Below are 23,792 nucleotides of genomic sequence, written 5' to 3'. Positions count from 1 at the left end.
TGCGGTTAAGGACGGTTCTGTTTTCGATCGTAGGTAGATAGAATTGCTATGGTGTCAGCATTGCCATGATTCATGACGAGCTTACTAAAAAGCTGGCGGTGCTCGCGGACGCAGCCAAGTACGATGCCTCCTGTGCTTCAAGCGGCAGTACGGGCAAGCGGCCGGAAGCCAAGCTAGGCAGTACAACCGCTATCGGTATCTGCCACAGCTATGCCCCCGATGGACGCTGCATCTCTCTGCTTAAATTGCTGCTAACCAATTATTGCATTTATGATTGCCAATATTGCGTCAATCGCATTACCAGCAACACGCCACGAGCTCGGTTTACCGTCGACGAAGTTGTCTTTCTGACGATCGAGTTTTACAAGAGAAACTATATCGAAGGTCTCTTTCTAAGCTCAGGGATCATCCAGTCTCCCGACTATACCATGGAGCAACTGGTCGAAGTCGCCAGGAAGCTGCGAGAAGAAGAGTTTTTTGGTGGCTACATCCACCTTAAAACCATCCCAAATGCATCTCAAGACTTGATTGATCGAGCAGGATTGTACGCGGATCGGCTGAGTGTGAACGTCGAGCTTCCGACGTTAGTGGACTTGCAGACGCTAGCACCGGAAAAGAAGCGACCGGAAATTGAAAGCGCGATGCAGCACATTAAAGAACGCGTCGAAGAAAATCGGGCCGATCACGCCAAAGGGATCAAAGCGCCGCGATTCTCTCCTGGGGGCCAATCGACGCAAATGATCGTGGGTGCGACAGCTTCAACCGACGCCGACATTCTGAAAACCGCGAACCAACTGTACGGCCTTCACCATCTAAAACGCGTTTACTATTCTGCATACAGCCCCATCCCCCATGCGGACTCACGCTTGCCGGGACAGACACCACCATTGATTCGTGAACATCGTTTGTATCAAGCGGATTGGCTGTTGCGGTTTTATGGTTTCCAAGTCGACGAGATCGTAAGCGATTCCCTTCCGAACCTAGATCTGAGCGTCGATCCCAAAACAGCATGGGCTCTATACAATCGCGGCTTCTTTCCGATCGATATCAATAAGGCTACGCGCGAGCAGTTGCTGCGCGTACCCGGATTGGGGATTCGCAGCGTCGATCGAATCTTGAAGATTCGACGTTTTCATGCGTTAACCATGGACGACCTTAAGCGTTTACGGATTTCATGGTCAAAGGTTGCCCCCTTTGTTTTGACAAGTGATTGGAACGGTGCCACGCGCGACCTAGATCGACTGGATCTTTCCAAAAAGTTGACTTCCAAGCCACAGCAGTTGCTGCTATTTGACGCGCATTCTTCGGCAGTCTCTGGCGAAGTGTAAGTGCAGAGGCTGTTTGCGATGAAACCCAGTAATGCATTGTATGTGTTTCAAGTGGATGACTTTGAAGCTTGGCGGTCTGTGTCGCGTAAACTGCTCCAAACACAAGTCGAACCAATGGCAGTCCACTTTACCGTTGACAGCTTGAGCCAAGCATCGCTGTTTGATCGTCAAGCATGCATCGAGAGGCTAGATGAGCTGTTGAATGGCAACGTATCGTTGGATTCGCGAACGATTGGTGTGCCACAAGCCTTGTTGGAGCTGCTTACGGATGTGTCTATCCATCGAGACGCATCGCGGTGGAACTTGATGTATCGAGTACTGTGGCGAATCGCGTACGAGCAACCGCATTTGCTGCAAATCGAATCGGACTCAGACATCCTTAAGCTTCGAAGGATGCAAAAGGCGGTGACTCGCGATGCGCATAAAATGAAAGCCTTCGTTCGGTTTCGTAGCGCGAGAATCGACGATGTAGAGCACTATATTGCATTCCATCGGCCAGATCACTTCATCGTCCGCCGTGTGGCTCCCTTTTTCGCAGATCGCTTTCGTTGCATGCGTTGGACGATATTAACGCCCGATGCAAGCGTTTCATGGGATCTGAATCAATTGCATTTTGGTCCTGGAGTTGCATCGTATGTTGCAAGCCAAGAGGATGATTTGGAGTCTATTTGGCTGACGTACTATCGGTCGATCTTTAATCCTGCGCGGCTCAAGTGGCAAGCGATGGTCAAGGAGATGCCGGTGCGGCACTGGCCGACGTTGCCAGAAACAGCCATCATTGAAGACATGTTGGCAGAGGCTCCGCAACGGGTAGAAGCAATGCTCAAAAACAGTGAAGGGTTTCGTAACTCCGCTCGCGATTTTATTCCGCCAGAAGCACAATTGATTGAACAATTACGATCGGCGGCTGCTGGTTGCAAAGGCTGCCCGCTGTACGAGCCAGCAACGCAGACCGTCTTCGGCGTCGGAAGCCCCCAAGCTAGGATTGTGCTGGTCGGTGAGCAGCCTGGCGATAAAGAGGATTTAGCGGGCGAGCCTTTTGTCGGGCCCGCTGGCGAGGTCCTCAACCAAGCTCTTGAACTGGCGGGCATCGATCGCAACGACGTTTACCTGACCAACGCGGTCAAGCACTTTAAATTTCAGCAGCGAGGAAAGATGCGATTGCATGCCAAGCCGGGGGCACGCGAGATCACCGCCTGCAAGCCTTGGTTAGTGGAGGAACTGCGATTGATCAAGCCCCAGCGATTGGTCTGCTTGGGCGCAACCGCTGCGCAAGCGGTGATTGGTCGGGACTTTTCTATCACACGGCAGCGTGGGCAAATGCTTGCCACCCAATACTGCGAATCAACGCTCGCAACCTACCATCCTTCGGCTATCTTGCGAGTTCCTGACAAAGACAAAGCCAAACAGATGTTCGATCATCTGGTTGCGGACCTTCGAGCTTGCGTAGATGCCTAAGAGGTCTCATACTCAGGCTCGGGTTCTTGGACGCAGGTTGGCGTAAATTCAATACCTTCGTAAACATCGCTCAGTTTTAGTGAGCAACCAAGAATCGGCAATTCGATTTGTGCCTCGAGCCCTGCATAGACCTCGCGCAAAAAGCCAGCCGGTGTGCGGCGCAGAAGAATCGCAAACGGCTGATGTTGCTCAAGCACGATGTAGTAGTCCAAAGATGAAATCTGCAGATACGCATTCATCTTTTCATCCAAGTCAATTTGTCGGGTGGAAGAGGAAAGTACTTCGATGATCAGCACTGGAAATTCTTGGTAAACAGCGCTAGGTGGACTTGAATCGCAGACAACTTGAAGATCGGGGTAGTAGTACCTGCTGGAACCCTGATGGCGAACTCGAAGCTTCATGTCGGAGTCGAACGGCCGACAGTGTTGACCCCGCAATTGCATGCCAAGCTGAATTAAACAGCTCGTCTTCACTTGATTGTGGCGTACCGTGGCTCCTATCATGGCCCGCACCCAACCGTCGATGTATTCATGCTTGGTCAAAGCCGCTTCTTCTTCAGCGAGATACTTGTCGACCGTTGCGAACTTAGGTACTTCAGCAGAACTCATTGAAAGACCCTTGGTGGCTGGTTTCTCTAACGCATTATCTAGATTATAGCCATTTGCTTGCCGCTGGCCAGGAAAACCAAAGTCCGCTTTGTGATGGATGGTCGTACTGAGTATTTGCAGACGGTGGTAGTCAGTTGCGAATTTTCCACGACCACATTGACGCAAAATCGTAGGAAGGCCAATAAGTTCAGTGGTTGAGCCGATTGCCTACTGGCAGTTAGGATATAGTGGACTGTTTCGTTCTTCTGCATCCGCTGGTCGTCCAGTGGTCGCTTTGCCTCTCCACATTGAGCCCAACATCATGCGTTTCATTCTCTCCATTGGTTTGTTGTTGCTTACAGGCTCGATTTCGTTAGCCGCCAAACCCAATATTGTAGTCGTATTTATCGATGACATGGGATGGTCTGATTTATCGTGCTTCGGCGGCCAAGCGGTCAAGACAGAGAACATTGATCGATTGGCAGCGGAAGGCCTGAGGTTCACACAGTTCTATGTCAATTCGCCGATTTGTTCACCATCTCGAGTAGCGCTATCAACCGGACAGTACCCGCAGCGATGGAAGATTACTTCCTATCTCGACAATCGTCAGCGCAATCGAGATCGAGGTGTCGAGCCGTGGCTGGATCCTGCCGCTCCGATGGTTGCAAGAGGACTGCAAGCTAGCGGATATGCGACAGGTCACTTTGGCAAATGGCATATGGGTGGCCAGCGTGACGTCGACGATGCGCCGCCGATTGAGAAATACGGCTTTGATCGCAGCCTCACCAACTTCGAAGGCATGGGGGCCAAACTGCTGCCGCTAACGTTAAAGCCGGGAGACGACATGCCAGGACGCATCTGGGAAGCAGCGGAGAATCTTGGTCAGCCCTTTACTTGGATGCAACGTTCGGAGATTACTTCAGGATTCGTTCGAGAAGCAATTGAGTTTATCGATCATGCCCAAGTGAAAGACCAGCCCTTCTACGTCAACCTTTGGCCTGACGATGTGCATTCACCTTTTTTCCCACCACTGAATCAATGGGGCGACGGCAAGCGGCAACTTTACCAAGGCGTCTTAAAAGCAATGGACCAGCAGTTGGGTGTATTGTTTGATCGTATTCGCAATGACGAGCGGCTGGTGAATAATACTTTGATTGTATTCTGTTCAGACAATGGTCCTGAGCCAGGTGCGGGGCAAAGCGATCCACTGCGACGCCATAAAGCGTGGCTGTTTGAAGGTGGAATTCGTTCTCCTTTGATTGTTTGGGGGCCAGGCCTTGTCAATTCAAGCGCGGTTGGGACTGTGAATGATCGCTCAGTCCTCAGTGCGATGGATGTGAATCGCTCATTGTATGCCATAGGCAAAATAGCACTGCCAGAGGACCACGTGCTGGATGGTGAAGATGTGTCTCAAACGTTGCTTGGCCACTCGGTGGAAGGAAGAGCAGCACCGTTGTTTTTCCGCAGGCCGCCTGATCGGCCGGGTGATGCGCCCGAGACTGAAGCAGGGGATAATCCCGATTTGGCTGTTCGCGATGGACGTTGGAAATTCTTAATGAACTACGATGGCAGTCGCCCGCAACTGTATGATCTGCAGGCTGATCCCTCCGAATCGGTTAATCTTGCTTCCCGAAACGCGAAGGAAGCTCAGCGTTTGCGAGTCGCAGTATTGGATTGGAATGCCAATCTGCCAAAAGACGCAGGCGATCCAAGCTTTGTTAATACACAAACAGATTCAACTGCAGCCCTGGCGGCATCGCAGTTTGTGAATCCGATCGGCGAAGGAGCTGACCCTTGGGTGGTGCGAGATCCAAACGCCGAAAGATATTTATGGTGCTTTTCTGAAGGCAACCGCGCGATCAGCATTTGTTCCAGTGACCGATTAACGTCGTTGGGAACAAAGCATACCGTTTGGCAAGCTCCTGAGTCTGGTCCTTATTCGCGTGAGGTTTGGGCTCCCGAATTGCATTACTTGGATGGTAAATGGCATATTTACTTTGCTGCTTCCGATGGCAAGAACGAGAACCATCTCGCTTACGTGTTGGTTTCTAAAGATGATAATCCGTTAGGTGAGTACTCTTTGGCTGGCCCATTTCAAACCGGCGACAAGGCCGGGCAACCTATCTGGGCAATCGATATGACCGTGTTGGAGCATGCAGGCAAGCGCTATGCGATTTGGTCGGGATGGGACCAACCAGGTAGCGATCGACAATATTTGTACGTTGCCGAAATGAAGTCCCCCACGGAGTTAAGTTCGATTCGCGTCAAGATTTGCTCCAATGACGATTTCCCCTGGGAGTTCACTGAGAATGCGGGCAGAGGACGTGGACTGAATGAAGGGCCACAAGTACTGAAAACAAATAATCGCACCTTTGTCATCTACTCATGTGCGGCTTCGTGGCTGCCTACTTACAAGCTTGGTAGGCTCGAGTTGACTGGCAGCAATCCGTTGGATCCAAATCACTGGACGAAACACAATCAGCCCGTCTTTGAATCGACCGAAGCAACGTACGGCGTTGGCCATTCGTGCTTTGTCCAATCACCGGACCGATTGCAATGGTGGCATGTCTTTCACGCGAAACGAGATCGGCAACCTGGTTGGGCACGCGCTATCTTCGTGCAACCGATGAAGCTAGACTCCGATGGCTATCCAAATTTCAATAGCCCGGTGGAAGCGGGAGTGCCTCTGGAGCGACCTTCCGGCGAGATGCAACTGAAAGAAGCGAAACTTCCCTACCAAAGCAAGCTTACGACTAGCAATCCGGAGGACTCCGAATGGTCCCCCTATGGCCATCATCAGATGATTGCTTGGCGAGACGATGGTCTGCATTTGGGGCGTAGGCCAAAAGACCCCATCAATGCTTTTCGTAGTGGCGAGAAGGTTATTCTTGATCGCAAGTTACCAAGGGATTTTGCCGTGGAAGTTACCATTGACTTTCGTGGAGTCGTCGATGCACGTGACGCAGGCGTGTTGTTGCGCACCACGGGCAACTCGATTGGGTACGATGCGCAGCGTGGCTACTTTGTTGGATTGATACCGAAAACAAAGCTCGTCATCTTTGGCAAGACGAATGGTCTGGCGTGGACTGAGTTGGCGAGAGCATCGGCGGATATCGACGTTGTTCAGCCACAACGGTTGAAAGTGGACCTAAAGGGTTCGAATGTGAAGGTGACTCACAACGGTCGCGAAGTCTTGCTGGCCAGCGATTCAACCTATGATTCAGGGCTGTTAGGTTTTCGAGTTGTCGATGCGCATGCGACATTCACCGATCTGAGCATCCGAGAACTAGAGTGATTTCTGCGGAACTTGATTGTTGAGGTCAGCAGGGCCCAACGCCTATGGGGCCGGCTCAGCAATCGGCGGATGACGCTCCAGGCCCAGCGCATCTTCGACATTTAAGCAAATGGAGCACAATGTTCCGACACATCGGAAATACAAGAATTGGAATTGCTCCAGCAGTTTTTGGACATCGTTGGCCACACTTTCGAGATCGTCACTTTTGGGCACGTTGGGAATAAGATAGGTCGCTAAAGGGATTTCGCCGTCGGCATGCTCAAATGGAAACATCGACTGCTGCAAGGATCGCGACATCGTCATCATTGTTTCACAAAGAAGTCGGCTCTGGCTGAGCAACTTGCTTGACACCTCCGCAGATACTTCCTCGGCCGCCACCGCACTTAAGATTGGGGCCATGGATGAGAATTGATTGCGTGCCAAAAAGAAGTTGGCAATTTGGCTTTGCAATTCTGATAAAGCATCCATGGCCTTGTGAGCGGACTGGAACATGGCGTGCGCATCTGTTAGTCTCTCCTGCACTTGTTTAGCCTTCATCAAACGAACGGCAGACAGAATGCGATCAACCAGTGTCGCTTCGAACGATCGCATTTGGGTCGAGATCTCGCGGAGCTTATTTCGAATCGTGTTCTCGCTGTCCCGAGCGGCAGCAGCAGAAGCGACGGAAAACGGATAGTTCTTCTGGTTTAGAGTCGCATCCAGTTCTAAAAAGGTTACCGCTTGATTGACCGAGATCCATTGGTCATCGAATTCATCTAGTTTTTTGGAGAAGACTAAGTAATCATCGCGGTGCTCTAACATCGTTTTGCGAGCCAATTTAAGGCGTTCAAAGGACTCTTGAGCAGACGGTTTGGGCTCGCTTTGAATAGCAGAGAAATCGAGTGGCCGTAACACGCGGAATCCTCGACCAATCATTTCGCCGAGCGCCTGGTAGCTATTCTGCGATTGAGCTTTTTGCCCGGTCAATTTTGATAATTCGACGATCATCTTTGGGTTGTAGGATCGCCCCAGGGTCGTCGACAAGAAGTCCTGAGTTACACCTCTGCAGATGGCCGTATAGTGAGAGAAGAGGTCGCTCGCGACGGAAGTTAACCGAAAAATGCCTGGCGCATTTTCCCTTCTAGCGGCTGCGATTCGGTCTTTGTCGCTGGGATGTGTGGCCGTCCAATCGGTCCGTTCGTTCGCTACAAGCGTTTCCAGTTTCGCTGTCAGCGAAGGGTCTAATCCGTCGAAGTTCAGCCTCGTTAAACCCGGTATATCATCGCACAGTTTGCCATCCAAGTAAAACTCACGCTGATCCGACATCGACTGTTCAAAGGCTACTGAAATCAACCGCAGTTTTTTCGCGGTGGATTCAAATGTATCGGAGCCGGCAAAGCGACATTCATGCAAGTCCGCATCGTATTCCATCTGGCGCATCAAGAAGGAACAAACAATATGCCCTAGCATCATAAGGCACCACAGGATGCGTCGCGTGACCCAAACCATGGCTTGCGTTAAGTAAAAAATGATACCAATCCGAATGTCGGTTCCACGTGCCCAGTCATCCAAGTGCTGGTCCCATGAGTCCCGCTGGTAGACGACTCTTACAAACCAAAAATTGATCGAACGGATGATGTAGCTTAAACGCATTCCGAACCCTTGCGAGAAATGCCCAAACTCATGCGCCAGTACACCAGCGAACTCTCGAGCGTTTAAGCCAGCGACCAATGGCATACCAATGGTCAATACCAGATCATTCCCGAACATGCTTAACATGCCACGACGGAACGAAGCGGACGCATTCACATTGCAATCGACATCGATACGCGTTGGTTTGGGTGCATGTACTGATTCGCATAAGCGATCAACAAAGGCAAACAGTTTCGGCTCAGCTTGCCGAGTGAGCGAGCGGCGTTTTTCAATATTGACAGATCGAGCGAACAAGGGCTTGATCATGAAGATCACTAGAAGCACGCCCGCGACCAATGGGCCCGCGTAAAGTAGCAATAGTATAAACGAGCCTTTACCGCGAACGTTGGCTTGCATGATCACCGTGTTGTAAACAGCATGGCAATAAACGCCATAGCTCACTGCCACAACCAGTCCTAGGTAAACTAGTGGTAAGATTACCATTAGGATTGCTGCTAGAAAAAGTCCAACGCGATACTGTGTCGTGACCCGGACTTTTGCGATCGGTTGTTGGATCGCTGCAATCAATTCTTGTTGGCCAAGCGATGGCGGATCGCTGACAGGTTGGACTGACGGGATTGATAGCTTGGCGACCGATCGTTCCTTTGACGGATTGGGACAAGCGGTTGCAACCGTCTCTGCCGGAGGCGCAAACGTAGCTCGTGTTACCTCTCCAGTGGGGCGAGCGTTGGCCATGAAATCAGCCCCTGCAGGCACGAAATTTCCGTCATCAGAAGTCGCAGTGTAAGCTGGGATGTTGATACGAGTGCCGCAGCTTTTGCATTTTGCGGTTTTGCCCGCCAGTTCCGGTTTCACCTGATACTGTTTGGAGCAACCTGGACATTGAGTAGCGATCATGGCGTTAAACCTTTGCAAACGAAAATCACTTTCGTGGGTTCGTGCAATTGTAATCGCTCAGCTCGGGCGATTCACTAGGCCATAACGGCGTGATTTTTCATCAGTCGCTAGTTACCACAGCCAAGGTTTACAGAACGCGGGTCGTCTCTTGATTGCGATCGGAAAGTTCGCTCTCTAGGTGAACAATCTTTTCAATGCGGCGTTGGTGCCGTCCACCTTCAAACTCGGTCGCTAGCCAAATACGTACCAAGTCGACAATTGGGCGGTCGCCAATCAAGTCACCTGGCAAACAAAGAATGTTGACATCGTTGTGCCGACGGCTCATTTCCGCCATGACTTCGTCGCAGCAAGCTGCGGCGCGGACACCTACGAATTTATTAGCGACAATCGCCATGCCAATGCCGTTGCCGCAGATCAGCACGCCTCGTTCGGCGCGGCCAGAAGCGACTTCTTTCGCAACTTCGCATGCGTAATCGGGGTAATCCACAGACTGGTCGTTCTGCGTGCCAAAGTCGACTGCCTCATGGCCATCGCCTTGCAACAAGCTGATCAGTTTGTTTTTGACTTGGTAACCGCGGTGGTCGCTACCTAATGCAATTCGCATGATGTCCCTGTTAAGCTTCTCGCCACTTGGGCAATGGCATAGAAGATAATCGTTCTATCCAGTTGTCTAAATACTCGCTAATTTTGTCGGCGCAATCGCGGTAGATGGAAACCGGACCGCCAAACGGATCGGTTACATCGATACCGTCGGTACAAAGCAAAAAAGCTTTATCCGCTACGGTTGGCCAACGAGCTATTATCGTCTGCAAATGGCTGCGAGTCATCGCCAAAATCAAGTCTGCCGACCCAATTTCTTTTTCCGTCACGGCGCAGCTCTGGTGGTCCAGAAGGTCCAGTCCTCGCTCCTGCATGGCGGCAATGGCTTGCGGAGACGCCGGGCCGCCACCAGCCGCAATGCCGGCTGACATGACGTAAACGGGCAAAAACTGGTCGTCTTTGCTAGTGTTGGGCTTGGTCGCCACGTGTTTTTCTGCCGCTTGTTTTTCTGACCGGGCAAAAGTCTCTCGAATCTTCGCTTCAAGCATCTTTTCGGCCATCGGAGACCGGCAAGTATTTCCCGTGCAAACCAGCATGACAAAGAAACGACTTACGCTTTGCAATTCGGCCTGAGACGTTACGCCGCTTTGGATGACCTGGCATTGATTTGCGGAAATACGAACTACCGTGGGGCGACCTTGGTATTTCGACGGACCACTATCTACCAGGATTGCTGCAGCACTGCCCGCGACCGATTCGGAAGTTACCGCCAGACTTCCGTCCTTAGGGTTTGTCAGCGGCAGAATAGCAAGAGGGCCAGCGGACATCCTGGCTACTTCTTGAATCGCTTGATGAGCCGGTTGGCACAAGCGAACCTCGCCAGACTGGTTGGCAATCAAATCTAAGGTCTGGTCCGCAAGTCGACGGAGCAATGAATCGACGTGGGTGCCCGGAGCTAGAATATGCGTGGGGCCCGGCCACACTCGTTTGGCGATCCGCTGGGCTGTGGCGCACGCACTGGGGCTAAAGTCCAACATTTCCTGTGAATTTCGGACAACCAAGGCCGCTTTAGGCACCATGAGGTTGTTGACCACATCTCGACCCCCAGTCGCTTGAGAGGCACCTATGGCCGCCAAAGCGTCCATCGCAGGGCCATGGGTGGCCAAGGCCGCAGCCACGTACGTAGTGCATGTAGGTAAAATGACCACATGGCCTTCCGCCAAGGCCTGTACGCTCAAGTGAACAATGTCGCGGACGTCATCGGATTTTTTCCAATCGAGTACCTTCGCCATGAATCCTGTTTTCTAAATGGGCGGTAACAATGCACGGGCAAAGCTTCGCGGTCATTTCAGCGGCTTCCCGGTGCAACACGGTGACCGTTACAGGATAGCAAGATTGTCTAGCAGCGCAAGCCGGATCGGATTATTCGTGGCGAAGTGCTTCGATTGGATTCATTTGTGCGGCGCGAATCGCTGGGTAAATGCCAAACAAAATCCCGACCACCAGCGAGATATAGAAAGCGACAGGGATTGATTCCGGCACAATAGTTGGCTGCACGGTTCGGACCACATCAGGAAGGGCCGCAAGGGTGTTCGGAGCGAACTCGCCAACCAGCCAACGCGCAAGTCGGATCGCCGGCCCGCACAGTAACCCGAACAGGATGCCACTGATCCCGCCCACAACACTCAGTACACTCGTTTCGATCAAGAACTGCCGCACGATATCGGCGCGTTTGGCTCCCAACGCTCGCCGGATTCCAATCTCGCGAGTCCGTTCCGTAACGGTGGCCAGCATAATATTCATAATGCCTATACCGCCAACCAACAGGGAGATGGCTGCGATCATACCCATGAAAACCATGAACATCGCTTGCGTCGTGCGAGCTTGTTCCAGCAGCTCCAAGGGAACCACCACCGCGATGTCTTCCATTCGATCATGAAACGACAAGGCTTGTTCGACCAACGTTGCCGTACGTTTGACGTCCCCGACGTCGCCCACGCGTAACGTGATCTGATTCAATTCGACTATCTCGCCATCCATCGAACCGGACCGACGCGTTACGACCATGTCGCCAATACGTTGCTGCAGCGTCCGGATTGGGATGTAGATGTCGTTCGAAAAATCCTGAGCGGACATCGAACCACCGATCGCTGCGGAAGCATTCTTCGGTTCTAGAATTCCTACCACAAGGTAGTAGTCGGTGCTTTCGGGTAAGTAGACGCGTTTGCCAATCGGATCTTCCAGCGGAAACAGTCGTTCGGCAACTTTCGCAGCCAATACGCACACCGTCGCCATCTGAAAGTTTTCTGCGTCGGTGATAAAGTGCCCGCGGCTTATCTTCAGCTTGCTCGCTTCAGCATACTCTGGCGTGCAACCGACCAGCCTGCCGTCCATGATCTTGTTGCCGTACTGGAACTGTCGACGCATCTCGCGAATGGGGATCGCTGATTGGATCGTTGGAATCGTCGTAACCAGCATGTCGAATTCGTCGCGCGTCAAACCGTAAGGAGTAATTCCTTCCGTGGCCATCTTTTCAGAAGGCGGTTTCACCGAGCGCACCATGATGGTGTCAGCACCCAAAGCTTCAATCTGGCGACGCGCTTCATCGCCAATGCCTTTGCTGATGGCCAACAGCCAAATCACGCTCGCCACGCCAATGAAGATACCAAGTACCGTCAGCAGCGAACGCATAGGATGCAGCCACAAACTCTTGATACCTAAGCTTAATGTTCGAAGCCAAATCATAGTATTGTCGCAGGCTTGGGTTTAATTGGTACGTCGAATGGGGGTGGGGGGATGAATGCGAGCTCGACTCGTTGGTTCAAGCTCTAACCAAGTTGAGCTAGATTTCCGGCGGCAAGTTCGCAAAGGCGTGTTCGGCTGCTGCAATTCGCGATTCTTCCGAGTTCTGTATATCCGATTGCAGCAACCCGTCCTTGAGTCGAATCACCCGCTTGGCTCGGCGGCTCACTTCATCTTCGTGAGTGACCAAAATGATCGTACGTCCTTCATCGTTCAATCGCTTAAACAACTGCAAGATCTCTTCGGTCGTACGGGAATCCAAGTTTCCTGTTGGTTCGTCCGCCAGAATGAAGTAAGGGTTATTGATCAGCGATCGAGCAATCGCGACACGCTGCTGTTGCCCCCCGCTCAACTGTGCTGGACGGTGGCCTAAGCGACCTTCCAAACCCACCATGCGAGCGAGTTCCGTACAGCGTTTCATTTCGGCTGGTCCAAGTTTGCCTTGGTAGAACAACGGCACTTGGATGTTCTCAACCACGGTCAATTGCTGAATCAAATTATAAGCTTGGAAGACAAAGCCGATTCGGCGTGAACGAATCTCGGCCAACTGGTCATCGCTCATTTTCGCCACGTCGTCGTCGCCGAGAAGCAACGAGCCTGCCGAGGGAGTATCGAGGCAACCAAGTAAATTCAAAAGGGTACTTTTCCCAGATCCAGAAGGGCCCATGATGGCCACATAGTCGCCTTCAGGCACATCGAACGTCACCGTCCGCAACGCGCGAACGGTCTCGCTCTTTAGCACATAAGTTTTCTGCAAGTCACGAACGCGACATGCGTACTTCGTCACAGAATCCTGCGCGGCAGGAGTTGTCGCCTGAGCGGTGGATTTGGCGGCGGCTGTCGTAGTGGTTGGCATGGGTGGCACTAAAGGAAGTGGGACGTCGGGGAATGAAGGAACGATGGCCTATTGCCGTGGCGGTCCACCACCAAAGGATCGCATGCTGGAAGTCAGTTCCGCCTTGTCCAAAAATCCGTCCTTGTTCAAGTCTTGTTCATCAAAGCGGGCCGACATGCGATCATCAGCGGCTGCTTCGTCTCGGGAAATCTTGCCATCGCCATCCACATCGACGCGTTGCATAATCATCTCGACGATCTGGGCAGGGTCGCGACGTCCGCCTGCTCCACCGGCGCCAGGTCCGCCTGCTCCACCCGCACCAGCACCAGGGCCACGAGCGCCAGGTCCGCCGACAACGGGTTCGCCATCAGTCGCCGATGGTGGAGGAGCCGACTGGCCGATCTTCAGCAGTTGCTCACGGTCGGAAACTTCTTCAAACTGAGGGATCACCACCAAGTTCAGGTGCTTGCGCGGGTTCAAGACAACTTGGTCGTTCTCTTGGAGTCCCGACTTGATGGTCACAAAACGATCATTGGTGGCTCCGATTTCCACTTCGACAGCTTCGTACTTGTCTTTTGACAACTGCTTGATGACAACATAATGGCCTTTGGTTTCATAGATCGCATGCACAGGAATTTGCAGGGCGTTTTCGATCTGTTCGACGAAAATGCGTACTTCGGCGGTCATGCCGGTGCGAATCGTGGGAGGCGGATCCATAATCTCGATCAATGTTGCATACTCTTTCACAGAAGTGGTCATCCAGCCGCCTGCTTCAGCGTACTTGTTGACCTTGCTGACGCGGCCGACCAATTGCTGCTGACCAACCGCAATCTTTACAGGCATGCCTTCGCGAATCAACGTGATTCGCGACTCGTTGACCTTGGCACGTATCTGCATGCGAGATGGATCTGGCAGTAGGAAGATCGTTTGTAGCTCGCGTACCATTGCGCCGGCATCGACAACAAATTCCGAACCACCGCGGCGGTCACGTTGGTTCGCATGAACAACTTGGCCTTCGGCAGGAGCGTAAATGGTGCAGTTGGCGATTTGCTGTTTCAGTTCGTCCAGTTTCTGCTGCTCTTCCAGCAACGTGCTGCGGTCGGATTCAAGCTTGGCACGAGCGGTTTCAATGGTGCTTTCCAGTTGCACCAACATTTTCTTCTTGGTCAGATTTTCCAAAACATCCAGGCGAGCCTTAGCAGACTCAAGCACGTTCTTCGCATTCTGGACCGCAAATTGTTCCGCTTGGATTTGCAGCGGTCGCAAGGTGCCCTTTGCGGCCAGTCGTTCCGCGCTGGCGAGCGACAATTCCATCTTGCGCATCTCTTGTTCAGCTACTGCAATCTCGCTAACAATGAGACGACGTTCCGTTTCATAGGTACCTTCCAAATATTCTTGTTTGGAGATCTCTGCTTGCTGCAGCGCAGCATTGCTGCTGATTACTAAAGCTTCCGAAGCGCCTACCACGATACGCTGCCCCTTCATTTCGTTTTCGAGGGCCGAGGAATCTAGTTCGCACAGCTTGTCACCCTTCTTCACATAGGACCCTTCGTCGATGACCCAGAGGATGGGCGTGCCCGTGCTGCCGCGTGCTTTCACCAAGCACTTGACTTCGTTGTTGCTGCTGCTTTCGACTTCGCCCTGCTCCAAGACAATATGGTCGAACGGGCCGATGATGGCGCGTTCTGTGATGGGAACGTTTTCCATCGCGGTGTAACCGTCCATCTGGCGGTAGTAAATCCAGCCACCTATGCCAATCGCCGAGACCACGACAAAAGCAAGGACGACTAAAAGTGTGCCACCGTTTCGGTTACGATTGTCTGTGTATAACATGTGAATCATTCTAAGACTGATTTTATAAGGTGGGGGAAATCTTCATTCGTCCGCCGCTTTCGGGGGGCAACATCGGGAGCAATGCTGTCTACAGGCGGCAAGCTCGTTTGCTGGCAGCGACCAGTTTTGCGTTTAGGCGGGCGGAAGTCGCAGGACCAACGATTGCCAGCGACCTGGAAACTTCACACTAAAAGTATAACTCACCGGGAACCCATTGCTACATCGGAAGTTTGTCATTCGTGAAACAACTGTCCGCTCCCCGTGTACAATGGGCTTCACAACACGTGGCGGCTTTAATAGTTTCGCGTGACGTGCCGTCGCGCTCCAAGAATCGCTCGAATCGTTGAAATCAGTGTAGAAACGCCCGTTCTCTACCAACCTGGAGTTCCCAATGGAAACCTTGCAATCCAACTTCCTCATGGCTCCAATCACGGGCGTCTTTAGCCTGCTATTGGCCGCCATCCTCCCGCAAATTGCGACCGCTGAATCATTACGTGTAAAGCAAGATGATCGTTCGATTACAGTTTACGCCGACGACCAGCAGGTATTTACCTACAACATCGCCTCCCCCGCAGCTCCGCCAAGCGTCGATCCGATCTTTGAACGCAGCGGCTTTCTGCACCCCGTCCTCACGCCCGACGGGGCCTGTGTCACGGCCAGCTTTCCTGCCGATCACGAACACCAACAGGGCATCTTTTCCGCTTGGACCAAAACGCGCTACGATGGCCAAGAGGTCGATTTCTGGAATTTGGCCAAACGTACCGGCCGGGTCTCTCACGAAAAAGTGACCGGTATCGACCAAACGCCAACTCAGGTACGAATCGAAGTCGATCTGCTGCACCAGAAAATGGGTGAACCGATGGTCGACGTTTTGCGAGAACACTGGATCATCACGGCCTACGCAAGTCACGCGGACTATTTTTACTTCGATATCGAGTCTACTCAAACGGCACTCACGCCCTTGCCGCTGGAAATTGAGCAGTACATCTACGGAGGGCAAGCGTATCGAGGACCAGTCGCTTGGCTGCAACCCGAAGATGGCTTTGCGAAATCAAATCCAAGCTTTTCCTATTACGGCGCAAACATGGTGAACGATGCTATGCAGGATCGTATTGAGGGTAACCATACGCATACCAAATGGGTGGCTATCCAAGGAGTATCGCTCGATACCGACGGCAAGCCGACCGCGTCAGACGACCAGGTCGCCACGATTGCAGTCCTCTCTCACATCGGCAACTTTCGCGCACCACAAGCGGTCCGACTGCACCCTACCAAACCATATTTCTGTTTCTCGCCCTGCGTAGAAGCCCCCTTTGAATTAACCAAGGAGCGGCCCTATAAGGCCAAATATCGTTACCTCACCACGGCCAAGCCGATTGATCGAGCTTGGCTGGATGAACAATGGAACGCTTGGCATAAATAGCCGACCTCAATCGGCCTAACGCCGATCGGAGTACTGCGAAAAACGAATGATGTAGTAGAGCAGCGTGATGACTGCTTGCAAGGTGGCGGCAACATAAGTCAAAGCAGCGGCATTAAGCACTTTGCTCACCGCTCCGAGTTCAGGTCCTGATACGATACCCAGCGAAACAAGCTCCGTCTTGGCTCGTGAACTGGCATTGAATTCCACTGGCAAGTTGATCAGTTGAAACGCGACGGTCGCGCCAAACATGACAATGCCCAACAACATTGCGTATCGACCCAGCGGCATACCACTGATCAACATGGTCATCCCGATCATCAGGAAAATCGAGCCTAGGTTGCCGCCAAAATTAGCAGCCGGGACAGCCAAGTTTCGGATCACCAGGGGGGCATAATTTCTAGCGTCTTGCAAAGCATGTCCAACTTCATGCGCGGCAATTCCAACCGCTGCCATCGAGTTGGTGCCATACACGCCAGAGCTCAGCCGAACCACCTTCGTGCGTGGATCATAGTGGTCCGACAACTCACCAGCGACTGCTTCAATCTGAACATCATGCAGCCCATGAGCGTCCAGAATTCGCCGCGCCGCCTGAGCTCCCGTCATCCTAGCCGCAATCTGCGACGCCCACGCAAATCGACTCTTCACCAACGCCTGAGCGGCAAACGCCAGCAATAGAACCGGCGCCAACATGATCATCAATAGCGGATCAAAAATCATTCGACTACCAAACTTTCTAAATTTTCTCTGAAGACAACTTTGCCACGGAGGATTTTGCTAATGTTACGTGCACTGCATCATAGCGGTTTGTCCACTACTTCAAAAACAAATGGTGCTACGCAACGCAGTCTAACTGCGACGGATACCAGCGAACCTTAAATAGCAATCGGCATGCCGCAATTTTGGCAGGCATCGCCTGCGTTTTTCCATCGAGTTTAGCCGACAGGACGCGAATCTTTCGAATTGCCATTTTGCACGCTTGCGAAATTCAGTGACTGGCTTATCGTTGGGTCTTGGCGGTTCGTACGAGCGTTTCATGCCGATGTCCAGGAAGCGACCACACCTGCCTTTCATCCGACTAACTTTCACCCGTCCAGTTTGCCAAATGTTCACGAGTCGAAATGTTCGGAAGCGTCATAACCGCCGCGTTTTTAGCGGCCGACTTGCTCAGTCCCGTGTCGCTTGCACGGGCAGTCTATTGACGTTGTTAGCGCTTTGCAGCTTTGGTTGCTCGCGCAGTCCAGATTCGTCGTCGCAAACGCAAACGCAGTCAGAGCGACCGGTTGCTGCGGCCACGCGGTCGACCTCGCCAGAGGCCAACGTGCGAGATCTAGTCGCCGCTACGCTGCAGTACAACTTGAATCACCGCTTGTTGTCGGTCGATCGGAATGCCGCTTGGCAAGTCCTGCATGGTTTGGTCGCCTACGGGGCCGATTTGCCGCTGCAAGTGGGCGATCAACGCGTTTCAGCGCTCGACTATCTGTTAGACGGCGGCGAACTAGCGGGCTGGGAACTCTATCCAGGAACTCCGCTGGGCGATGGTCGTGTTGGTGTGCGAGCGCGTTTGGAAGCCGGAGGGTATCGCAGCCAAGGCCATGTCGATCAGTGGATAGGGTATTTGGCTCAGGTCGATGTTCCGCTGGATCGAAAGATTATGGTTGCCGGCCGCGAGCATACGTTTGCAGACTGGATTGATCAAACGCTGTTGGATGTCACCAATAATCCCATGGACGAATACTCATGGACGTTGGCTGCTGCGGCAATGTATCGTCCCGAGAAGCAAACTTGGGTTGCTATCGACAACACAACCGTAGACATCGATACGCTGGTCGAATTTGAAGCGGAACAGGACATCAACGAAAGTGCTTGCGGCGGTTCGCATCGATTGATGGGCTTGGCTCGTGCTGTTAAAAGCGCCAGGCAATACAACTACGCCGATCGGCCTGCATTCCAAGCAGCCGAGAAAGCACTTCAAAACGCGCTTTCGACGATGAAGCGATTTCAAAACAGCGATGGCAGCTTGTCGGCAAATTACTTTCAACGACCAGGTACCTCCGCCGATCTATCGTTGATGATATCTGCAACCGGACATCAGATCGAAGTCGCGGCCTATGCGCTTGGGGATGATGAGATCGACGCAGCGTGGCTAGAGCGTGCCGTTGTTCGGTTGTGTGAAATGCTGGAAGCAACCAAAGACCAACCGCTCGAATGCGGCGGGCTATATCATGGACTCAAGGGCTTACGCATCTACTACGAACGACGATTCGCCGGCACGACCCACTGATCTATTCCCGACCGGATCGTAGTTGAGCGTATTGATCGTGAAGCGAATGGATCACGCGCCCTACTGCCGCCGACTGGCCTTCCGTCGCCGCAGATTCAAGTTGCAAAGCAACACTCGCAATCGAATCCATTCGAGCATTGGCGGCGTTTCCACGTACGCGATGTGACACCACGCGAATCGTATCGTAATCCTGAGTACGATAAGCTGCGTCAATCATTTCCAATTCTTCTGGCAGTTGTTCCATGAGGATGGTTTGCAATTGCTCTTCCAGCTTTGCGAACTCGTGGCGTGGCGTTGAAGACGGCTCGATTTCGGCTGCCGTGAGTAAGCCCCTCGATTGCTCATGGAGCCGAAAGGCATCGGACAATTCATCAATGCTGATAGGCTTATGCAGAATGCCTTGTATCGGCAAATCGCTTGGAAGCGTGTCTGGTTGGGTACTGATGTCCGCTGTCACGATATAAGTGATCGGCAATCGAATCGACTCCATGTTCAACTGCCGCACAAAATCGATCCCGTCGCCATCAGCCAACTGTCGGTCTAGCAACAAGATGCCAGGGTTCAGCAACCGAATCGCTTTCTTGGCCGCTTTCAATGTGCTCACGCAACGTACGGAAAAGCCCAACTGCTTAAGGAACGCGCGCATCAACAATCGATTGGTTTGCGAATCATCTACCACCAACACGCCCCTCGTCACAAGCGGGCTCTGCGGTCGCTTGAGCGCCCGCGAATCCGGTGCCGCGACCGACAGCTCTTCTGTGGTAAGAGGGCAACGAATGGTAAATCGAAAAACCGTGCCGACACCAAGCTGGCTGTTTAGTTCAAGTTTGCCGCCCATAAGCCTTACCAGCGATGCACTGATGGGCAGGCCAAGCCCCAAGCCTTTGCCAAACATTTGATCTTGGTGCGAAGCATCGATTCGTACAAAGCTTTCGAAAATCTGTGCTTGGTCTTCTGCAGCGATCCCTCTGCCGGTGTCGCTCACTTCAAAGGTCACATCCACTGCCTGCGCTGGCTGGTCTGCCTGGTTGGATGGACGCAAAGAATCGTCGCTCGTGTTGGAAGGTGTCGACGCGTCGATTGCTTTATCGCCAAGGGCTGCAAGAGTTGATGACACAAGATAGACTCTGCATTCGACATGTCCTCGGTCGGTATAACGAATCGCATTTTGCATTAAGTTCGCAAGCACCTGCTTCAGGCGATCCCCATCGATCAGCACTCTGCTAGGTAGTTGGTCATCCAGCTCGCAACGCACGCGCAGTCCCTTTTGCTGTGCCAGATTGTCCATCAGATTCACAACCGATCGCACCAAAACGCGAAGATCGATGGCTTTCGATTGCAACCGCACATCCTTGCGAGATTCCATCGATGCGACATCTAACAAGTCATCGACCAAACGTCGCAGTGTTTGAGACGCTTCTTGAGCTAAGCTGATCTTCGCTCGCTGGCCTCGTGTCAGTCGGCCTCGTTGGACCAACTCCAGCATTCCCAGCAAACCATGCAGCGGCGTTCGGAGCTCGTGGCTCACCTTGGCGAGAAAATCGGTCTTGGCCGCATTCGCTTGCTCGGCCTGTTGCTGAGCTAAACGTACTTGATCCGTTGTCGCCTGCAGCGCCTCGAAGGTGCGACGCAATGATGAGACTGCTGGCGAAAAGATAAGCACGCCTTCGGTCAAAAGTATGCAAATGGTTGCAACCAAAAGCCCCCTTTCAAAAACGCGCAACCGATTGACTCGGCTGTTGGCTTCGGTTTCGTATTGCGAAACGATGCGGTCCATTCCCAGCAGAAAACCACGGCAGTGTCGCAGCAAATCGCGGCTCTCGTCGTCCGTGAATCGATAAGGGGTATCCATCGCGATGGAATCAGCGACAAAACGCGAAATCAGTTCCTCTAACCTCACGAAATGCGGATCTACATCCCGAAAAAGTTGCATCACCGTGACGCTGTTGTTGCCGGGCAGGCCAAGTTGCTGGGAACCGTTCTGCAAACCTTGATGGCTCTCTTTCCATAAGCTCAGTTGCGACTGCAATTCGCTGAGCTGTTCACCAAAACGCATCGCATCGATCGCCTCGCGATCAGCGTTCTGGGCTACTTGGACCAGCAGCGGCAGTCGCTGGCTGAGCATTCGTTGACGGCCCGCAATATTAACAATTCTGGCGTCACTTTGCAGTCGCTGCAAGAAGTATTGGACGGCTAACTGACCCGCGAAAGTCAGTAAACCTACCATGCCCAGCGCAACAATGTACCAAGCTGTTAAGCGTCTGGTATTGATGGTGGGGATAGGACGGGCCGTCATGTGAGCTACTCAATGTCCATTTCGGAATCGTGATCCATCAATGCCGGATCGCGATTGCCTTCGCTGCCAAAGATGGAAAGTTGTATTTTTGAACTCATTATCTTTCTTCGCAAACTGGTGCGGGTGATACCAAGGATGCGAGCCGCCGCAGCTTGGTTGCCTTTGGTGTGCTGCAAAACCAAAGTCAACAACTGTTGATCAAGCCGGTGGATGGCCTCTTCATACAATCGATCCGTCTTTTCCTCGACCTGTTCTTGGACAAACTTGCTTAAATTCCAAGATTCAGCGGTCATTGCGAAGCTATCATTGGAACTGCTAGTGGCCAAGGCAATCTTCCGAGTGTCCAAAGCCCGATTCAATGCATCCGTTGCCAGTACGGCACCCCGCGATTCCATCAGCACGCTTTGCAAGACGCTCTTGAGCTGAGCGACATTCCCCGGCCAGTCGTGGGTCTTGAGCATACTGAGCGCCGTGGGGCTGACACGCGGAGGCGATTGACTGTGATGCGGAGCAGAGACCTTTGCGAGCTCTTGCATAAAGTGAGCTACCAACATTTCAAAGTCTTCTTGCCGATCGCGCAACGGCGGAACGCGAATGACATACGGACTTAAGAAATAATAAAGGTCGCTGCGCAGCTTACCCCTTTCCACCAATTGCTTGCTGCCAATAGACGTGGTCATTACCACACGTACATCGACAGGCTTGCTATCCAATAGCGGCTCTTGCAGGAACCGCAACAGTTTGGATTGCGTGGCCAATGAAACTGAACCGATCTCTTCAATCAACAGGGTACCGCCCTCACAAGCTTGTAGCTTTCCAATTCGGGCTTGATCCCCGTGGGACGGTTTTCCGAAAAGCTGACTAGCGAATTGTTCATCTTCGAAATCTTCCGCGCTTAACGTATAGAACAGCTTTTCTTTGCTGCGGCCATGTTGGTGGATGGCTCGTGCAATCATCTCTTTGCCTGTGCCAACCTCCCCTTCAATCAGAACTGGGGAAGTCAACGAAGCCAGCCGTCCAATGCCTTTGTAAACTTCTTGCATAGCGCGGCAGCGACCCACCAAGACATCGCTTTGAGTCGCCTGGTCCGCGCCCACCCCAACCACTACGGGCAGTCGAGTCAATTGACGGTACTCAATCGCTTCGGCAATTCGATCGCGCAAAAGTCCGAAATCGATCGGTTTGGAAAGATAGTCGAACGCGCCGCGTTTGATCGCTTCAATCGCCGTGTTCGAGCCAGCCAGTGCGGTAACATACAGAATGGGACGCAATCGATCTTGCTGAATCAGTTCATCGATGCGATCGATGCCATCTCCATCGGGTAGCAAGTGATCGAGGATCACCAAGTCGGCTCGCAGTTTCTCGGCGGCTTGAACGCCAGCGGCAAGAGTTTTCTCCCAGTGAACGGACACTTTGTCTGGATCAACTAAGCCTTGAACCAAAGCAAACATGCCACGATCGTCGTCAATTAAGAGCAGGCGCGCGGGTACGGAAGTCATTTTATCCTTTAACAATGAGCAAACGCAAGTAAGTGCCGCGCTGCCTTACCTGCCAAGTCTGATACTGCCATCGGAGCTTTCCTTCGTTGTTGAAAAGCTCCTGCCAACAATTTCGGATTCTAGCTTCTACCCTGAAAATTCCTACCTTCAGAGTGGTTACTTCGCAAGAATTCTCCAACATTGCTCGCCCAGGAAGGAGGGTGGCTCAGCGACTCCGTTCGCTGAGTAATACGTGGCTCAGCGACTCCGTTCGCTGAGTAATACGTAGCTCAGCGACTCCGTCTTCTTCGTTTAACCGTCAGCCGCCAGGCGTACGCGTTCTTCTTCACCCTCTCGCTTGCGGGAGGGTCGGCCGCGAGTTCCACGAGCGACCGGGGAGGGCGAGCCGCCTACGCGTCCACTTGCCAATTGACCTCGCCGCATCTGCCTCTTCAAGCCGAAGGCTTGTCACAATTGCTGCCGTGGCCGGCTCGGCCAGGGTTTGCATCTGCAGTTGTTCCCACAGGCCCGGGGGGCCGCGATAAATGATTTGTGCCAGCCCTTCGGGCTTATCGGTCTCAAGGAACCCCAAAGTCCGGGGGCCTGCGGCACACCGGCCAAAATTGCTACGGCCCCTCAGGCCGTTGCACAAATATCCGCCAATTATCCCGCCCCTCTCGCACCACCGCTCAACGGCCAGCTCTATAATGGCCAGCATGCAGTCTCAAGCCACGCTACTTCCGGTTAATCCCACATCGCAACTGAGATCATTATGGATGGAACTTGGTTCGGAGCTAAGTGCTTTTTTGAATTTCGAATTAATGGAAATGCAAGAGGTCGGATTGAAGAACGTGTTATAATAGTCAATGCACGCAGCTTTGAGCACGCTTTGGAAAAGGCCGAGTTTTTTTCCACAAGTATGAAGCCGACTTTGGCCATCGAATGCTCGACTTCATCGAAGTATTCGATATCGACGAACCGTTGGGAGATGGTACAGAGATTTACTCTTCTCAAATTGAGTTCTTATCAAAAGCCGACGAATTCGTGATGCGCTGGTTAGAGTTCGTTGGCATCAGCCAGTGAAATCCGCATTTAATGAACAACTAT

At 52.5% G+C, this 23,792-nt stretch carries 17 protein-coding genes; 6 read left to right on the top strand and 11 right to left on the bottom strand.

The window, feature by feature from the left end; translation table 11 throughout:
• Positions 1 to 65: 65 nt before the first annotated feature.
• Together SH302x_RS26125 and SH302x_RS26120 are read left to right on the top strand one after the other, a co-directional pair.
• Positions 66 to 1,328 (top strand): putative DNA modification/repair radical SAM protein, encoded by a 1,263-nt coding sequence (locus SH302x_RS26125; protein WP_479365994.1) that lies wholly within the window; start codon positions 66 to 68, stop codon positions 1,326 to 1,328.
• 18 nt (positions 1,329 to 1,346) lie between these two features.
• Positions 1,347 to 2,786, top strand: coding sequence for a UdgX family uracil-DNA binding protein (locus SH302x_RS26120; RefSeq protein ID WP_479365992.1), 1,440 nt, complete (start codon positions 1,347 to 1,349; stop codon positions 2,784 to 2,786).
• Here the strand turns inward: SH302x_RS26120 and SH302x_RS26115 are convergent.
• Entirely contained in the window at positions 2,783 to 3,394 is a 612-nt protein-coding gene (locus SH302x_RS26115; RefSeq protein WP_479365991.1) for a Uma2 family endonuclease, read from the bottom strand. The two genes, SH302x_RS26120 and SH302x_RS26115, sit on opposite strands and share 4 nt — an antisense overlap.
• A 190-nt stretch (positions 3,395 to 3,584) precedes the next feature.
• On the opposite strand from SH302x_RS26115, the gene SH302x_RS26110 reads away from it, so the two are divergent.
• The gene (locus SH302x_RS26110) at positions 3,585 to 6,668 is read left to right on the top strand and encodes a family 43 glycosylhydrolase (protein ID WP_479365989.1); all 3,084 of its coding nucleotides are present in this window, start codon (positions 3,585 to 3,587) and stop codon (positions 6,666 to 6,668) included.
• A 42-nt stretch (positions 6,669 to 6,710) separates the two neighbouring features.
• Here SH302x_RS26110 and SH302x_RS26105 read toward each other — a convergent pair whose 3' ends face one another.
• The 6 genes from SH302x_RS26105 to SH302x_RS26080 all read right to left on the bottom strand — a co-directional run bounded on the left by SH302x_RS26105 (position 6,711) and on the right by SH302x_RS26080 (position 15,207).
• Entirely contained in the window at positions 6,711 to 9,197 is a 2,487-nt protein-coding gene (locus tag SH302x_RS26105) for a M48 family metalloprotease (protein ID WP_479365988.1), read from the bottom strand.
• 127 nt (positions 9,198 to 9,324) lie between these two features.
• Positions 9,325 to 9,801 carry a ribose 5-phosphate isomerase B gene (rpiB, locus tag SH302x_RS26100; RefSeq protein ID WP_479365986.1) on the bottom strand — a complete coding sequence of 159 codons (477 nt, stop codon included), beginning with the start codon at positions 9,799 to 9,801 and terminating at the stop codon, positions 9,325 to 9,327.
• A gap of 10 nt (positions 9,802 to 9,811) precedes the next feature.
• Complete coding sequence (locus SH302x_RS26095; RefSeq protein ID WP_479365984.1) at positions 9,812 to 11,029, bottom strand: arsenate reductase/protein-tyrosine-phosphatase family protein; 1,218 nt, start codon at positions 11,027 to 11,029, stop codon at positions 9,812 to 9,814.
• A gap of 130 nt (positions 11,030 to 11,159) precedes the next feature.
• Entirely contained in the window at positions 11,160 to 12,482 is a 1,323-nt protein-coding gene (locus SH302x_RS26090) for an ABC transporter permease (RefSeq protein ID WP_479365983.1), read from the bottom strand.
• Between the two features lie 97 nt (positions 12,483 to 12,579).
• Positions 12,580 to 13,395, bottom strand: a complete 816-nt coding sequence (locus tag SH302x_RS26085) for an ABC transporter ATP-binding protein (protein WP_479365982.1) — start codon at positions 13,393 to 13,395, stop codon at positions 12,580 to 12,582.
• Between the two features lie 48 nt (positions 13,396 to 13,443).
• Positions 13,444 to 15,207, bottom strand: coding sequence for a permuted SH3 domain-containing protein (locus SH302x_RS26080; protein ID WP_479365981.1), 1,764 nt, complete (start codon positions 15,205 to 15,207; stop codon positions 13,444 to 13,446).
• A gap of 391 nt (positions 15,208 to 15,598) precedes the next feature.
• Between SH302x_RS26080 and SH302x_RS26075 the strand changes: the two genes are divergently transcribed.
• On the top strand, positions 15,599 to 16,630 hold the full coding sequence (locus SH302x_RS26075) for a DUF6807 family protein (protein WP_479365979.1): 1,032 nt from the start codon (positions 15,599 to 15,601) through the stop codon (positions 16,628 to 16,630).
• Between the two features lie 15 nt (positions 16,631 to 16,645).
• Here the strand turns inward: SH302x_RS26075 and SH302x_RS26070 are convergent, their stop codons facing one another.
• Together SH302x_RS26070 and SH302x_RS26065 are read right to left on the bottom strand one after the other, a co-directional pair.
• Positions 16,646 to 17,347 carry a zinc metallopeptidase gene (locus tag SH302x_RS26070; protein ID WP_479365977.1) on the bottom strand — a complete coding sequence of 234 codons (702 nt, stop codon included), beginning with the start codon at positions 17,345 to 17,347 and terminating at the stop codon, positions 16,646 to 16,648.
• A gap of 115 nt (positions 17,348 to 17,462) precedes the next feature.
• A complete protein-coding gene (locus tag SH302x_RS26065) occupies positions 17,463 to 17,597 on the bottom strand; it encodes a hypothetical protein (RefSeq protein WP_479365975.1) in 135 nt (44 codons plus the stop codon).
• 135 nt (positions 17,598 to 17,732) lie between these two features.
• Between SH302x_RS26065 and SH302x_RS26060 the strand changes: the two genes are divergently transcribed.
• Complete coding sequence (locus SH302x_RS26060; RefSeq protein ID WP_479365973.1) at positions 17,733 to 18,911, top strand: hypothetical protein; 1,179 nt, start codon at positions 17,733 to 17,735, stop codon at positions 18,909 to 18,911.
• Position 18,912: 1 nt separating this feature from the next.
• Here the strand turns inward: SH302x_RS26060 and SH302x_RS26055 are convergent, their stop codons facing one another.
• Positions 18,913 to 21,207: an ATP-binding protein gene (locus SH302x_RS26055; protein ID WP_479365971.1), complete on the bottom strand. Its 2,295-nt coding sequence runs from the start codon at positions 21,205 to 21,207 to the stop codon at positions 18,913 to 18,915.
• Between the two features lie 5 nt (positions 21,208 to 21,212).
• On the bottom strand, positions 21,213 to 22,706 hold the full coding sequence (locus SH302x_RS26050; protein WP_479365970.1) for a sigma-54-dependent transcriptional regulator: 1,494 nt from the start codon (positions 22,704 to 22,706) through the stop codon (positions 21,213 to 21,215).
• 921 nt (positions 22,707 to 23,627) lie between these two features.
• On the opposite strand from SH302x_RS26050, the gene SH302x_RS26045 reads away from it, so the two are divergent.
• The gene (locus SH302x_RS26045; protein ID WP_479365969.1) at positions 23,628 to 23,768 is read left to right on the top strand and encodes a hypothetical protein; all 141 of its coding nucleotides are present in this window, start codon (positions 23,628 to 23,630) and stop codon (positions 23,766 to 23,768) included.
• The last annotated feature ends 24 nt before the right edge of the window (positions 23,769 to 23,792 follow it).

This window comes from Njordella calcicola (assembly GCF_056494125.1).
Note: the sequence above shows the minus strand (reverse complement) of the source record. Positions and strands in the feature narration are given on the sequence as shown.